Source organism: Klebsiella sp. ME-303 (assembly GCF_007910085.1).
GTDB classification, from domain to species: Bacteria; Pseudomonadota; Gammaproteobacteria; order Enterobacterales; family Enterobacteriaceae; genus Klebsiella; species Klebsiella michiganensis.
The window spans coordinates 229,777-244,242 of the sequence record NZ_VOJB01000061.1; the positions used below are offsets into that span (position 1 = coordinate 229,777).

The 14,466-nt window shown below is 58.8% G+C and carries 12 protein-coding genes; 3 read left to right on the top strand and 9 right to left on the bottom strand.

The features are described from left to right. Positions 1 to 60 precede the first annotated feature (60 nt). Positions 61 to 2,838, bottom strand: a complete 2,778-nt coding sequence (locus FQK12_RS06585) for a flavocytochrome c (protein ID WP_014229551.1) — start codon at positions 2,836 to 2,838, stop codon at positions 61 to 63. A gap of 627 nt (positions 2,839 to 3,465) precedes the next feature. Between FQK12_RS06585 and FQK12_RS06590 the strand changes: the two genes are divergently transcribed. Further along, positions 3,466 to 4,971: an anion permease gene (locus tag FQK12_RS06590; RefSeq protein WP_004851326.1), complete on the top strand. Its 1,506-nt coding sequence runs from the start codon at positions 3,466 to 3,468 to the stop codon at positions 4,969 to 4,971. Between the two features lie 52 nt (positions 4,972 to 5,023). Beyond that, positions 5,024 to 6,679, top strand: a complete 1,656-nt coding sequence (fumA, locus tag FQK12_RS06595) for a class I fumarate hydratase FumA (RefSeq protein ID WP_014229552.1) — start codon at positions 5,024 to 5,026, stop codon at positions 6,677 to 6,679. 83 nt (positions 6,680 to 6,762) lie between these two features. Here the strand turns inward: fumA and pcaC are convergent, their stop codons facing one another. Genes pcaC through FQK12_RS06625 form a run of 6 tightly spaced genes read right to left on the bottom strand, consistent with a single transcriptional unit; the run spans position 6,763 to position 11,821 of the window. Next, positions 6,763 to 7,146 carry a 4-carboxymuconolactone decarboxylase gene (gene pcaC / locus FQK12_RS06600; RefSeq protein WP_014229553.1) on the bottom strand — a complete coding sequence of 128 codons (384 nt, stop codon included), beginning with the start codon at positions 7,144 to 7,146 and terminating at the stop codon, positions 6,763 to 6,765. After that, complete coding sequence (gene pcaD, locus FQK12_RS06605; protein ID WP_014229554.1) at positions 7,136 to 7,903, bottom strand: 3-oxoadipate enol-lactonase; 768 nt, start codon at positions 7,901 to 7,903, stop codon at positions 7,136 to 7,138. The genes pcaC and pcaD overlap by 11 nt, the downstream gene beginning before the upstream one ends. Then, positions 7,893 to 9,245 (bottom strand): 3-carboxy-cis,cis-muconate cycloisomerase, encoded by a 1,353-nt coding sequence (locus FQK12_RS06610; RefSeq protein WP_014229555.1) that lies wholly within the window; start codon positions 9,243 to 9,245, stop codon positions 7,893 to 7,895. Before FQK12_RS06610 ends, pcaD begins: the two co-directional genes overlap by 11 nt. A gap of 9 nt (positions 9,246 to 9,254) precedes the next feature. Further along, on the bottom strand, positions 9,255 to 10,457 hold the full coding sequence (pcaF, locus tag FQK12_RS06615; protein ID WP_014229556.1) for a 3-oxoadipyl-CoA thiolase: 1,203 nt from the start codon (positions 10,455 to 10,457) through the stop codon (positions 9,255 to 9,257). Between the two features lie 10 nt (positions 10,458 to 10,467). Then, positions 10,468 to 11,124: a 3-oxoacid CoA-transferase subunit B gene (locus FQK12_RS06620; protein WP_014229557.1), complete on the bottom strand. Its 657-nt coding sequence runs from the start codon at positions 11,122 to 11,124 to the stop codon at positions 10,468 to 10,470. A gap of 10 nt (positions 11,125 to 11,134) precedes the next feature. Further along, entirely contained in the window at positions 11,135 to 11,821 is a 687-nt protein-coding gene (locus FQK12_RS06625) for a 3-oxoacid CoA-transferase subunit A (protein ID WP_014229558.1), read from the bottom strand. Between the two features lie 167 nt (positions 11,822 to 11,988). Here FQK12_RS06625 and FQK12_RS06630 point away from each other — a divergent pair, with 167 nt between their 5' ends. Further along, positions 11,989 to 12,795 (top strand): IclR family transcriptional regulator C-terminal domain-containing protein, encoded by an 807-nt coding sequence (locus FQK12_RS06630; protein ID WP_004851343.1) that lies wholly within the window; start codon positions 11,989 to 11,991, stop codon positions 12,793 to 12,795. Here FQK12_RS06630 and smrA read toward each other — a convergent pair. Continuing rightward, entirely contained in the window at positions 12,792 to 13,355 is a 564-nt protein-coding gene (smrA, locus tag FQK12_RS06635; RefSeq protein ID WP_014229559.1) for a DNA endonuclease SmrA, read from the bottom strand. The two genes, FQK12_RS06630 and smrA, sit on opposite strands and share 4 nt — an antisense overlap. Before the next feature lie 82 nt (positions 13,356 to 13,437). Next, positions 13,438 to 14,346 (bottom strand): LysR family transcriptional regulator, encoded by a 909-nt coding sequence (locus tag FQK12_RS06640; RefSeq protein WP_014229560.1) that lies wholly within the window; start codon positions 14,344 to 14,346, stop codon positions 13,438 to 13,440. Between the last annotated feature and the right edge of the window lie 120 nt (positions 14,347 to 14,466).

Sequence of the window (14,466 nt, forward strand, 5' to 3'; positions counted from 1 at the left end):
TCCTCAGAGAGATAAGAAGCCGGGCCGTCTATTTGCCAGCCCGGCGGGTGTCGCTGACGTTTAACCTCTGGCGCGTTTCGCCGCCTGATGGCCCGCGAGGGTCCCGAAGATAATAATATCGGCCACCGCGTTACCGCCGATGCGGTTACCGCCGTGAATGCCGCCAACCACTTCGCCCGCGGCAAAAGCGCCCGCAATCACCTGATGACCGGCATTCAGCACCGCGGTATCGGTGTTAATGGTCACGCCGCCCATCGTGTGGTGTACCCCCGGAGCGATACGAATCGCATGGTAAGGGCCTTCATTGATCGGCGCACGCAGCGCGGTGGTACGGCCAAAGTCATCGTCATGCTGTTTTTCAACAAAGCCGTTGTAGCGTTCCAGCGTATTGAGAAAAGCATGGTAATCCATCCCCAGTTTCTCCGCCAGCTGACGCGGCGAGCTGGCGCTGGTGACGAAACCTTTAGCGATGTACTCATCGGCGGCTTTGTTTTTCGCCCGGACGTGCTCGTCAAAGACGATATAGGCGAAGTGCTCAGGCAGCGCGATAATCGCGGCGGAAACCTTATCGCGGGTCTCCATTTCGTTGAAGAAGCGGTTGCCCTGCGGGTTCACCAGTATCGCCCCGCCGCCGCGAATCGACTCGGAAATCAGGTACGAGGTTTGCTGCTCGACGGTCGGGTGAATCTGAATTTCACCCATATCCACGGTGCCCGCGCCGATGCGTTCAAGCAGCGCGATACCGCCGCCGGTCGCCCCTTTATGGTTGGTGGTCACAAAGCCCGCCAGATCCGGGCGGTATTTCACCACCATCGCGCTGTTGGCGCTGAAGCCGCCGGTAGCCACCACGATGCTCTTCGTCTGTACCACTACGGATTCGTTTTCATCGGTGAGCAGGCGCACGCCGCTCACCTCATCGTCGGTCATCAGGATCTCTTCCACCGATGTATCCAGCAGGACATCGATACCGCGTTTGGTGATGTTACGCACCAGGCCGCTGATCAGGTAGCCGCCGACCGCCGACCCGTCGCGCGGACGGTGGGTGCGGTCGATGCTCATCCCGCCGGTAGTGGTGATATCGTTAAGCATAATGCCGCGACGCGCCAGCCACTCAATGGCTTCCGGCGCATTCTCCACGAAGCGGCGAAGCAGCTGCGGGTCGTTTTTGTTCTTACCGCCTTTCAGCGTTTCCTGGTAAAACAGCTCTTTGCTATCTTCAATACCTTTCACGCGCTGGAAGCGGGTCTCTGCGGCGTTCATCCCGGCAGAAGCTTTAATGGTGTTACCGCCGATGGTCGGCATTTTTTCAACGATCAGAACGCTCGCGCCTTCATCGTGTGCCTGAATCGCGGCCGCCAGACCGGCTCCGCCGCTGCCGACCACCACCACATCGTAGCTTTTCGGCGCCGCATCGCCCGCGCCCTCTTCGGCGGCCAGCGCTTTACTGGACTTCAGCATCGCTTTGGAAACCGCCTTTTTCACCGCTTCACTCTGGCTGGTTGCGCCGGAAATCGCATCCACGTGCGGGGTGTTGGCGCTGAGGATCCGCTCGCGGATCTCTTCAAAGCTGGTGGTGAACTCGACGGTCTGTACCGGGCTTGCCGCCAGTGCGATATCGGCAATGCGGTCGTTTTCCAGGCTGACGTTTATCACCAGCTCGTTAGCGTCGTCCTGAACGGTTTCGACGAACATCCCCGGTTTGAATTTGGCGTCGCCCATGCTCATATCGCGGATCATCGCCTCCACCAGCGAGAAGCGCCACAGCGGTTCCGGGATGTTCAGCGCTTCGCGCTGGATGCTGTCAATAAACAGCTCCAGATCTTCGCCAGCGGCAATGCGCGCCGTCCAGTCAGGATACGCGATACAGGCGCGGCCCACCGCCATCAGGTCGTAGCCGTGATCCAGGCCCTGCTCGGCATCGGCCGCGTTCACTACCCCGCCCACGCCCATCACCGGCACCTGAGCCAGGGTTTCGGAGCGCATGGCGCAATATTTTTCAATCAGCGGCGTGGGATCGGTGGTATCGACAATCGAGGGTCGCAGCGTGGCGCCAACCGAGAAGTGGAGATAGTCGACGCCGCGGGCGGCCAGCTTTTCCAGCAGATACATGGTGTCAGCAAAACGGATACCGGGGACTTCCATCTCTTCCGGGGAGAACCGGTAGCCGATAATAAAGGCATCATCGGCGTACTGGCGGGCCATTTTGTGGGTGATGTCCAGTACCGCCAGCGGGAATTTCGCGCGATTATCGCGGCTGCCGCCCCATTCATCGTCGCGCTGGTTAGAGTTTGGCGAATAAAACTGCTGGATCAGATAGGTGTTCGCGCCGTGAATCTCGACGCCGTCGAAACCGGCCTGAATGGCGCGGCGTACGCCTTCGCCAAACTTCGCGATCATGCCCTCGACTTCAGCGCCGCTCAGCGCGCGGGGCGTTGCTGCGCCATCGCGCGGCGCGGCAATCGCGCTCGGGGCCACCGGCTGGCGTCCGCCGATAAGCTGCGGGTCGACCATCCGGCCGCCGTGGTAGATCTGCAGAATCGCTTTTGACCCTTCCGCCTTGATAGCGGCGGCAATTTTCGCCAGGCCAGCCACTTTTTCATCATTATCGATACCGATGGCGCCGGGGAACGCCAGACCGTAGTCATCAATAAAGCAGCATTCAACGATAATGGTGCCGATACTGCCTGCGCGAGCGCGGTAGTACTCAACCAGTTCGCTGGTCACGGTACCGTCAAAATAACCGGTGCAGGTGGTCATCGGCGCCATTAACAGGCGGTTTTTAAGCTCAGTACCGTTCGGTAAAGTAAAAGGACGCAAAATTCGTGGATGACTGGTCATAATGACGCTCCAGATTTTAAATATTGAAAATTGAGAATTGGGTGACGGAATTGTTTTTGTTTGTATTTGGTAATCCCTTAAGTCATGCCAATAATATAGCGCTTTTTTTAGTTACCAAAATAATTACGTTAGTTAAAAAACTATTTAATACCAACAATAACATCGATACCTCCTTTGTATTATTAATTAAATATAATTCGTTCACATAATGGATATAACCAATAACAAATCTGAAACCATTTTTAACATGCATCGCCAGGAAGACACCAAAATAAAATGATAAAATTCAACAATATAAATAAATCATCAGTTCATGGAATCATTCGTGATTTAACATTAAGCCAAATTTCAGACAAATAAACACCTCACTAAACAGGGTTATCCGTAATAATAAAAAAGTGGCTAACAACCCGCTTTTTTTGATCTAAATCAATTGCAACGGCGCATGAAAGCGCAATATATAAATAACCCAATATTTTAATTTAACGCCCAACGAAGAGCTTTAAATAACGGTCAGCGCAATAACCAAAATCGACAATTAATAATTAAAGAAACTTTTGCAACTAAAGAAATCGAACGGTTAAGCGATGACCAAACCCTATTTTTAACTACTTGCAGATACTCATTATGAAAGAGAAAAAGACAACCATACCGCCTGCCGGTGCAGCAACAAATGCTGCTTATAAACGTCTGCTGATGATGGCGATGCCCATTATCGTTGCCGTCTTACTCTTATTCGTCCCGGTGCCCGACGGCCTTCCCCCTTACGCCTGGCACTACTTTGCCATTTTTGTCGGCGTGATCGTCGGTCTGATCTTCGAACCGCTGCCCGGCGCGGTCATCGGTATTACCGGCGTGGTGGTGATTGCGCTGTGCAGCCAGTGGCTGCTGTTCAGCCCTGAACAGCTGGCCGCGCCAGGGTTCAAGCTTGCCGGCGCCTCCTTTAAATGGGCGGTGAGCGGTTTCGGTAACTCCACCGTCTGGCTTATCTTCGGCGCCTTTATGTTTGCCGCCGGCTACGATAAGACCCAGTTTGGCCGCCGTCTGGCGCTGATCCTGGTGAAGTATCTCGGCCGCCGCAGCCTGACGCTGGGCTACGCCATTACCTTCGCCGACCTGCTGCTGGCGCCGTTTACCCCCTCCAACACCGCGCGCAGCGGGGGGACTATCTACCCGATTATCGCTAACCTGCCGCCACTGTACGGCTCTAAGCCCAACGACCCGAGCGCGCGCCGTATCGGCTCCTACCTGATGTGGGTGGCCATTACCGCCGCCTGTATCACCAGCTCGATGTTTCTCTCCGCACTGGCGCCGAACCTGCTGGCGCTGGCGCTGGTGAAAAGCATCGTCGGCATTAATATCTCCTGGGGCACCTGGTTTATCGCCTTCCTGCCGCTGGGTATCCTGCTGATTCTGGCAATGCCGCTGCTGGCCTACTGGTTCTACCCGCCGGAAGTGAAAGTCAACGATGAAGTGCCGCTGTGGGCCGCCCGCGAGCTGGAAAAACTTGGCCGCCTATCGCGCAATGAAATTCTGCTGCTGGTCTTCGTCTGCTTTGCGCTGATGATGTGGATCTTCGCCGCCGAATGGATTGAACCGGCGCTGGCCGCCCTGCTGGTTATCGTGCTGATGCTGTGGACCGGCGTACTTTCGTGGAATGACATCACCAGCAACAAAGCGGCGTGGAATACCTTTGCCTGGTTCGCTACCCTGGTGGCGCTGGCCGACGGCCTCTCCTCCACCGGTTTTATCGCCTGGCTGGGTAAAGAAGGCGGCGCGCTGATGAGCGGCATCTCCCCGGGCGTCGCAACCGTCGTCCTGCTGCTGGCGTTCTATCTGCTGCACTATCTGTTCGCCAGCACCACCGCGCACACCACCGCGCTGCTGCCGGCCATGCTGACTATCGCCTCCACCATTCCGGGGATGAATATGCAGGTGTTCGTACTGCTGATGGTGACCTCGCTCGGCGTGATGGGGATTATCACCCCCTACGGTACCGGCCCCAGCCCAATCTACTACGGCAGCGGCTATCTGCCGACCAAAGACTACTGGCGTCTCGGCACCATTTTCGGCGCCATCTTCCTGGCCGCCCTGCTGCTGATTGGCTATCCGTGGATGTCCATGATGTTCTGATTCATAACCGTCGGGCCGAACCCCGGCGGTTTTACTCTTAGGGAGCAAAGCAATGTCGACTAAACCATTTGTCTATCAGGAAGCCTTTCCGCTAGCAAAAGATAAGACTGAATACTATCTGCTGAGCAAAGAGCACGTGTCCGTGGCCGAATTTGAAGGCCAGGAGATCCTCAAAGTAGACCCTCAGGCCCTCACCCTTCTGGCACAGCAGGCCTTTCACGATGCGGCGTTTATGCTGCGCGTTTCCCACCAAAAACAGGTCGCGCAGATCCTTCTCGACCCTGAAGCCAGCGATAACGATAAGTACGTGGCGCTGCAGTTCCTGCGCAACTCTGAAATCGCGGCTAAAGGCGTGCTGCCCACCTGCCAGGATACCGGCACGGCGATTATTATGGGTAAGAAAGGCCAGCGCGTGTGGACCGGCGGCGGTGATGAAGCGGCCCTCGCCCGCGGCGTCTATAACACCTATACCGAGGATAACCTGCGCTATTCGCAGAACGCCGCGCTGGATATGTACAAAGAGGTCAATACCGGGACTAACCTGCCTGCGCAAATCGACCTCCACAGCGTCGACGGCGACGAATATAAATTTCTCTGTATGGCCAAAGGGGGCGGTTCGGCCAACAAAACCTATCTGTATCAGGAAACCAAAGCGTTAATCACTCCGGCGAAGTTGAAAAACTATCTCGTTGAGAAGATGCGCACGCTCGGTACCGCCGCCTGCCCGCCGTACCATATCGCCTTTGTGATTGGCGGTACCTCGGCAGAAGCGACGCTAAAAACGGTGAAGCTGGCCTCTACCCACTATTACGACGAACTGCCGACCGAAGGCAACGAACACGGCCAGGCCTTCCGCGATATTCAGCTGGAGCGGGAACTGCTGGTGGAGGCGCAAAACCTCGGTCTCGGCGCACAGTTCGGCGGCAAATACTTCGCCCACGATATCCGCGTCATCCGCCTGCCGCGACACGGCGCCTCCTGCCCGGTGGGCATGGGCGTCTCCTGCTCGGCGGATCGCAATATCAAAGCCAAAATCAACCGCCAGGGGATCTGGATTGAGAAACTGGAGAGCAACCCGGGTCAGTATATTCCCGAACATCTGCGCCAGCAGGGCGAAGGCAAGGTCGTCAGCATCGATCTTAATCAGCCGATGAGCGAGATTCTGGCCCAGCTTTCCGCCCATCCGGTCTCGACGCGTCTGACGCTCAACGGCACCATTATTGTGGCCCGCGATATCGCCCACGCGAAGCTGAAAGAGCTTATCGATAACGGTGAAGAACTGCCGCAGTACGTCAAAGATCATCCGATCTACTACGCCGGCCCGGCGAAAACCCCGGAAGGCTATGCGTCCGGCTCCCTTGGCCCGACCACCGCAGGCCGCATGGACTCTTACGTCGACCTACTGCAATCCCACGGCGCAAGCATGGTGATGCTGGCCAAAGGCAACCGCAGCCAGCAGGTCACCGATGCCTGTCACAAGCACGGCGGTTTTTACCTCGGCAGCATCGGCGGCCCGGCGGCGGTGCTGGCGCAGCAGAGCATCAAGAGCCTGGAGTGCGTGGCCTATCCTGAACTGGGGATGGAAGCCATCTGGAAAATCGAAGTGGAAAACTTCCCGGCGTTTATTCTGGTGGATGACAAAGGCAATGACTTCTTCCAGCAGATCCAGAATAAGCAGTGCGCAGGCTGTTCGCAGCAAAGAGGATGATATTACCCGCCCCTGGCGGCGGGTAACCGTCGAAGGCCGTCGCATGACGGCCTGAGATGTGCGACAAACCTGCCGGGTGGCGGCTAAACGGCATCCAGCTCGTCAAATACCTGCTGCGCCAGATGCATCGTGGCGTTGGCGGCGGGCAGGCCGCAGTAGAGCGCGGAGTGCATAATCAGCTCTTTCAGCTCATCGCGGGTGACGCCGTTATTAAACGCCGCGCGCAGATGCATTTTCAGCTCAGCTTCGCGGTTCAGGGCAATCAGCATGGCGATGGTGATCATACTGCGGGTATGATGATCGAGCCCCGGTCGGGTCCAGGTCTCTCCCCAGGCGTAGCGGGTAATAAAATCCTGGAACTCTTCATTCAGCGGCGTCAGCTTTTCCAGCGTCTTATCGACGTGAGCATCGCCGAGCACCTTCCGCCGGACCTCCATTCCCCGCTGATATCGCTGTTTATCGTCCATGCTTTTCCCCCTGAACAAAACCCAGCAGCGCCGAGCTGAACGCCCCCGGCGCTTCGATATTCGATAAATGCGAAGCCGCCAGCACGACGACTTCTGAGACCGGGATCTGCTGATGCAGGAAGTTGGCGTCCGCCACCGTTGTGACAGGGTCACTTTCTCCGGCGACGATCAGCACCGGAATCGCGATCTGCGCGACCTCTCCACGCAGATCGGCGGCGGCCAGCGCTTCGCAGCAGGCCGCATAGCCTTCAGCATCGATATGGGTCAGCTGGTGACACAGTGCTTCCACCACTTCCGGCGTCTTCTGGCGAAATGCGTGGGTAAACCAGCGGTCCGCGGCGCCTGCGGCGACCACTTCCATCCCTTCCTGACGCACCGTGCGGGCGCGCGACAGCCAGCCGGCCTGGTCGCCAATACGCGCAGCGGTGTTGGCAACGACCAGCCCCTGAAAACGTTCAGGGGCAAAGCGCCCCAGCCACAGACCGGTCAGGCCACCCATTGAAATCCCGCAGAACCAGGCTTTAGCGATATTAAGATGATCGAGCAGCGCAATCACATCTTCGCCGAGCTGCGCCAGCGTCACTTTACCGTTTTTACGGGTGGCGCCATGGCCGTGGGTATCGTAGCGCAGCACGCGAAAATGCTGCGTTAACGCCTCAAGCTGCGGCTGCCACATCGCCCGGGTAGTGCCCAGCGAGTTAGAGAGAACGATGACCGGCGCGTCTTGCGGCCCGTCTATCTGATAATCAACATTCATAACGTTGCTCCTTATAGCGCGCCACAACCTGGCGCACGAAGAGTGCTGAGCTGCCGGTCGCCGTTGTCGGGTCCAGCAGTTGGGTTAAGCGGCTGGCGGAGAGATGCTCGCTGACCAGCGGATCGGTTTCCAGCACGCTTAACAGCGAACGTGACGCATCCAGCGCCTGGCGACACAGCGCCTCAACCCGGTGATGAGCCTCGGCTTTGCCGACAAACTCCGCCAGCGCCAGAGTGACGGCCTCGGCCATAATCAGGCCATGGGTGATATCGAGGTCGGCGCGCATCTTATGCGGGAAGACCTGCATGTCGCGGACCAGCGCTTCGCTCTGCGCCAGCGCGCCGCCGACGAGGGTTATCAGCTCCGGCAGCGTTTCCCACTCCGCCTGCCAGCCGCCCAGCGCCCGCTCGTGCTGCTGGATCTGCCCGGCATAGAGCGTTGCCACCAGCCCGGGCGTACGCTGGGCGGCGGTCAAAATAGCGGCGCAGGAGATGGGATTGCGTTTGTGCGGCATGGTAGACGATCCGCCGCGTCCTTCGGCGACCGGTTCACCCACCTCTGCAACCTCGGTTTGCATCAGCAGAGAAAAATCATTGGCGAATTTACCCAGCGTGCCGCAGACGCCCGCGTACCATGCCCCCACCTCCAGCAGCCGGTCACGCTGGCTGTGCCACGGCGCGTCCGGAAGCTGCAGGTCGAGAGTTTTCGCCAGCGCGCCAGCGATCCGCGGCGCCTGCGTTTTAAGGGAATCGAGGGTGCCCGCCGCGCCGCCAAACTGCAGCGCCAGCACCCTTGAGCGCATCTCTCGCAGACGCACCTGCCAGCGCAGCAGCGCATCCAGCGTCCCGGCCAGTTTCAGACCAAAGGTGACCGGCAGCGCATGCTGCATCCAGGTACGCCCGGGCATCACCGTATCCTGATAGCGCGCCGCCTGATGGGCTAACGCGTCGAGCAGTTGCTGCAGCAGGGAGTCCGTTTCCGCCAGCGCGCCGCGCAGTTGCAGGATAAAGCCGGTGTCGATAGCATCCTGGCTGGTCGCCCCCCAGTGTACGTAGCGCGCCGCCGCGTCATCCCGTTGTTTAACCCGCGCGGTCAGCTGTTTGACCAGCGGGATCGCCAGATTCCCGGCGCTGGCGGCGGCCTGCCCCAGCGCGGCAAAGTCGATGTTTTCGTGCCGGCAACTCTCAATAATGGGATTAAGCGCCGCCTGCGGCACGAGGCCGCATTCGACCTGAGCGCGAGCCAGCGCGGCTTCAAAATCCAGCATCCCCTGTACCCGCTGCGCATCGCTGAACCAGGCGGTCAGCGGACTGGTGCGCATCATCGGGGTCAACAAACTCATTATGGCTCCTTAAACGCGTTCTATAATCAGCGCGATCCCCTGACCGACGCCGATACACATGGTGCACAGCGCATAGCGCCCGCCGGTACGGCGCAGCTGGTACGCCGCGGTCATTGCCAGACGGCCGCCGGAGGCGCCAAGCGGATGTCCGAGGGCTATCGCGCCGCCGTTAGGGTTGACGTGCGCCGCATCGTCGGGCAGACCCAGATCGCGCGTGACCGCCAGCGCCTGAGCGGCAAAGGCCTCATTCAGTTCAATGACGTCCATCTGCCCAAGCGTTAGCCCGGTTTGCGCCAGCACCTTACGTACCGCCGGCGCCGGGCCAAATCCCATAATACGCGGCGCCACCCCTGCCGTCGCGACGCCCACCACGCGGGCGAGCGGCTGTAAATCATTGGCGGCCAGCGCCTGCTCGCTGGCAAGCAGCAGCGCGCAGGCGCCGTCGTTGACTCCGGAAGCGTTACCTGCCGTCACCGTACCGTCGGCGCGCACCACGCCGCGCAGCCTGGCCAGCGCCTCCGCCGTGGTGCTGCGCGGGTGCTCATCGCGGCTAAAGAGTAGCGGTTCGCCCTTACGCTGCGGCACCGAGACGGCGATCAGTTCGTTGGCAAAGCGTCCGGCCTCCTGCGCCGCCGCCGTACGCAGCTGGCTACGCAGCGCAAACGCATCCTGATCCTCCCGCGAAATGGCGAAATCGTCCGCCACGTTTTCCGCCGTTTCCGGCATCGAATCCACGCCGTACAGCGCTTTCATCTGCGGGTTAATGAAGCGCCAGCCGATGGTGGTATCTTCCATCCGCATCGTGCGGCTAAAGGCGCTTTCGGCCTTGCCCATCACAAACGGCGCGCGCGACATGCTCTCCACGCCGCCGGCGATCATCAGCTGAGTTTCGCCGCTTTTAATCGCGCGCGCTGCGATACCGATTGCATCAAGGCTGGAACCGCACAGGCGGTTTACGGTACTACCCGGTACGCTTTCCGGCAGACCGGCCAGCAGCAGCGCCATGCGCGCGACGTTGCGGTTATCTTCCCCCGCCTGGTTAGCGCAGCCGTAAATCACATCGTCAATACGCGCCGGATCGAGTCCCGGGTTGCGCTCCAGCAGCGCTTTCAGCGGCAGCGCCGCCAGATCGTCGGCGCGCAGGGCGGCCAGGGTACCGCCAAAGCGGCCGAACGGCGTCCGCACCGCATCACAGATAAATGCCTGATTCATCATAGGTTCCTTACGCGCTTTCCGCCAGTTGTGCAAAAGTCAGCGCCACCGGCGTGATGCGCTGCAGTTCCTCAAAAGAGAGGCCGTTAAAGATTTCCCGCACCACCGGGCCGCTTTCGCTGATATCGATGACCGCCAGGTCGGTGTAGATACGGCTGACGCAGCCGACGCCGGTCAGCGGATAGGTGCAGTGCTCTACCAGCTTGCACTCCCCGTCGCGGGTCAGGTGATCCATCATCACGAAGACCTGACGAGCGCCAATGGCCAGATCCATCGCTCCGCCGACGGCAGGAATGGCGTCGGGCGCGCCGGTACTCCAGTTCGCCAGATCGCCGCTGGCGGAAACCTGGTAAGCGCCAAGCACGCAGATATCGAGGTGCCCGCCGCGCATCATGGCGAAGGAGTCGCCGTGGTGAAAGTAGCAGCCGCCGTTGAGCAGAGTCACATACTCTTTCCCGGCGTTAATCAGCTCCGGATCCTCTTCCCCCGGCAGCGGTTTCGGCCCCATCCCCAGCAGGCCGTTTTCGCTGTGCAGGAAGATTTCTTTATCGGCAGGAAGATAGTTGGCGATGCGGGTGGGCAAGCCGATCCCCAGGTTGACGTAAGCGCCTTCGGGAATATCGCGGGCCACGCGCTGGGCCATCTCATCGCGAGTCAGTTTTTGCATTAAGAGTTCCTCAGGCGCTTTTAGCGGCAATCAGGTTTTCCAGGGAGTAGACGCGCTGCACAAAAATGCCCGGGGTAATGATGCTTTCCGGGTCGAGATCGCCCAAGGGCACCAGCTGCGAAACTTCTACAATGGTGGTTTTCGCGGCGGTCGCCATAATCGGGCCAAAATTGCGCGCCGCTTTGCGATAAACCAGGTTTCCCCAGCGGTCGCCCTGGTGGGCTTTGATCAACGCGAAGTCGGCCCTGATGGGGTATTCGAGCACGTAATGACGCCCGTCGATTTCGCGGGTCTCTTTCCCCTCCGCCAGCGGCGTACCGTAGCCGGTGGGGGTAAACACCGCGCCGAGGCCAGCGCCTGCCGCCTGGATCCGCGCCGCGAGGTTGCCCTGCGGTACCAGCTCCAGCTCAACTTTGCCGCGGCGATAAAGGTCATCGAAAATCTGCGAATCAACCTGACGTGGGAATGAACAGATCATCTTTCGCACCCGACCGGCCTTCAGCAGCGCCGCCAGGCCGACTTCGCCGTTGCCCGCATTGTTGTTGATAATGGTTAAATCACGGGCCCCCTGTTCTATCAGAGCATCTATCAGGTACGTCGGCTGCCCGGCGGGGCCAAAACCGCCAATCATTATGGTCGCCCCGTCGTGGATCCCGGCGATGGCATCACGTAGCGTCGACACGCTTTTATCAATCATCAGGTCGCTCCTGTATGTGCGGTAATCGCACTTTTATTCGTTGTTCGCACAAAATGTGACCCGCTTAACGATGCTGGTCAAGGGCGATAATCGAAATATGGTGCGATAATCGAACATCGTGTATGTTTAGCGAAAGAATGTGATCGACGGCAAATACGGAGAAGAAAATGGAGAAGCATCCAGATGATTTACTGACGGGCGATAGCGATCCGTTTAAGGGCGATCCGAACTTTATGGCTTCGCTGGCGCGCGGGCTGGAGGTGATCCAGGCGTTTACTCCGCAGCGCCCGCTGCTCTCAATTTCGCAGATCAGCCAAAAGACCGGCATTCCGCGCGCGGCGGTGCGCCGCTGCCTGTATACGCTGAGCAAACTGGGCTTTGTTTACGCCGAAGATGGTAAAAATTTCCAGCTGCGACCGAAAATTCTGGCGCTGGGCCACGCCTGGCTTGCCTCCACGCCGCTGGCGCGTTCGGCGCAGCCGGTGCTGAAGCATTTAAGCGAAATGCTCAATGAGTCCTGCTCCATCGCCACTCTCGACGGCGACGACATTCTTTATATCGCTCGCGCGTCGAGTTCGCGCATTATGACCATCGATCTCGACATCGGCAGCCGCCTGCCCGCCTGGGCGACCTCCATGGGACGCGTGCTGCTGAGCTATCAGCCGGAAGAGAAGCTGAACGATATGCTGGGCCGGGTCACCATGATTCGCTATACCCCGCAAACCGTTGATTCGGTTGCAAAGCTGCGTACCGAACTTAAGCGCGTGCACCAGCAGGGCTACGCGCTTAACGATCAGGAGCTCGAGATGGGGCTGCGCTCGCTGGCGGTGCCGCTGTTTAACCCTCAGGGGCAGATTCAGGCGGCGCTGAACGTCGGCGTACACGCCGGGCAGGTCTCCACGCACGAGATGCTGGAGCGGGTGTTACCCGAGCTACAGAAAGCAGCCCGGGAACTGACGCTGCTGATGCGCTAGCGGCTATGCTTGGCGTGGCGCTCCCAGTTTTCCTGCTTTGCCTCCGCCGATTTTCGCAGGGCCACGTAGCAGGCGCCGCTGCCGCCGTGGTGCGGTAACGCCGCGCAGAACGCCTGGACTTCCGGGAGTTCCACCAGCCAGCGCGCCAGGTAGCTGCGAATAATATTGGCGTGCGCGTTATCGTCGCGCCCTTTGCCATGCACGATCAGCACATTACGCAGCCCCTCTTTTTGCGCCTGGACCACAAAAGCAAACAGATTCTGTCGGCACTTCTCCACCGGCTGGCGCAGCAGATTGAGGCTTGCCTGCTGGCCGTATTTGCCGCGCCGGAGCTTATCCAGTACGCCGCTTTGCAGACCTTCCCGCTTAAACTCAAGGGCGGTTGCCAGCGGCACAATATCGAGATAGCCGGTGGTCAGAAAGTTATCCAGCTGCAGGGGATCAATCCGCTGCGCGGCGCGGGTATTGCGCACGGGGTGCCAGTGAACATCGTGATTATGTTTCAGAGGCTGAACGTCCTCCATGGCGCCAAGAAATAGGGATTTGTCGTCAAGGTTCATGCGCGCTCCTCCAGCTACTACCGGGTGGTTACTATAGCCGTCTCGCGGCGCCTCCTCAACGCGTTTAACCACCTCCGCGCGATTATGGAAACAGTTGTCGGCTCTGACGACGAAACAGCGTGATTAATGACGCGGTTAAGGGCGTTTGCCGCGTATCGCGGCGCTGAATCAGAAAATAGGTGGCTTTGGGTAACGCTTCGCGGATGGGGATCATCACCAGCTTATCCGCCATCATCGGGTCGTTGCCAAGTTCGACCGGCAGAATGCTGAGAAAATCGCTTTTCACCACCAGGCTAATGCACGAGGAGAAAGTCTCACAAACGATATCCACCTTTGGCGCCAGTCCGGCCTGGTTAAACATCTCCTGCAGCTGTTTGAAGTAGCTGCCGCGCGGCGTCGGCATCGTCCAGTGGTGATCGAGCAGCTCGGTCAGTGAAGTGACGTGTGCCGCCGGGTGACCGGCGCGGGCGAATACCGCGAAGGGTTTCTCAAATAGCTTCTCAAAGCTGAATTCATGATCGTAGGGGCCGGGATAGTAAGTATTGATGGTGAAATCCAGCTCACCCTGACGCAGTTCATTAATCATCGCCAGCAGCTGTCCTTCCATAATCCGCACCTTCACCAGCGGATGCTGCTGATGAAAGCGGCAAATAACCGAAGGCATCAGCGAACGCGCTACGCTGGCGCCAAGGCCGATATTAATCTGCCCGGCCTGCTCGCCCTGACGTTGCAGCAATTCATCCTGCGCCACCCGCAGCTCTTCCAGGATCAGGCTCGCATGTTGATAAAAGCTTTCGCCATTTTCGGTCAACGCCACCCCCTGGCTACGGCGGACAAACAGCTGCGCGGAGAGCCCCTCTTCCAGCTCTTTAATCGCTTTGGTCAACGCCGGCTGCGAAATCGCCAACGCCCGGCTGGCGCCGCGAATACTTCCTTCGCGCGCGACCTCAACGAAGGCGCGAATGTGGTGAAATTTAATCTGAAATGACATGTTGTGAGTGATAACCAGTGTTTATCAGACAGAAGAAAATGACATCTACTGTAATCGATTGTGCTGTGGCAGGTTAAGGATGAGAGTGCATGAAAGTGATGAGTGATAAGTAAAGGCTAT

Bases quoted from the DNA above. Each gene is read 5' to 3' on its own strand.
- FQK12_RS06630 (WP_004851343.1), top strand. From the start codon at position 11,989: ATGGAGAAGCATCCAGATGATTTACTGACGGGCGATAGCGATCCGTTT.
- pcaC (WP_014229553.1), bottom strand. From the start codon at position 7,146: ATGGACGATAAACAGCGATATCAGCGGGGAATGGAGGTCCGGCGGAAG.
- FQK12_RS06610 (WP_014229555.1), bottom strand. From the start codon at position 9,245: ATGAGTTTGTTGACCCCGATGATGCGCACCAGTCCGCTGACCGCCTGG.
- FQK12_RS06640 (WP_014229560.1), bottom strand. From the start codon at position 14,346: ATGTCATTTCAGATTAAATTTCACCACATTCGCGCCTTCGTTGAGGTC.
- FQK12_RS06585 (WP_014229551.1), bottom strand. From the start codon at position 2,838: ATGACCAGTCATCCACGAATTTTGCGTCCTTTTACTTTACCGAACGGT.
- pcaD (WP_014229554.1), bottom strand. From the start codon at position 7,903: ATGAATGTTGATTATCAGATAGACGGGCCGCAAGACGCGCCGGTCATC.
- fumA (WP_014229552.1), top strand. From the start codon at position 5,024: ATGTCGACTAAACCATTTGTCTATCAGGAAGCCTTTCCGCTAGCAAAA.
- FQK12_RS06620 (WP_014229557.1), bottom strand. From the start codon at position 11,124: ATGCAAAAACTGACTCGCGATGAGATGGCCCAGCGCGTGGCCCGCGAT.
- FQK12_RS06590 (WP_004851326.1), top strand. From the start codon at position 3,466: ATGAAAGAGAAAAAGACAACCATACCGCCTGCCGGTGCAGCAACAAAT.
- smrA (WP_014229559.1), bottom strand. From the start codon at position 13,355: ATGAACCTTGACGACAAATCCCTATTTCTTGGCGCCATGGAGGACGTT.
- FQK12_RS06625 (WP_014229558.1), bottom strand. From the start codon at position 11,821: ATGATTGATAAAAGCGTGTCGACGCTACGTGATGCCATCGCCGGGATC.
- pcaF (WP_014229556.1), bottom strand. From the start codon at position 10,457: ATGAATCAGGCATTTATCTGTGATGCGGTGCGGACGCCGTTCGGCCGC.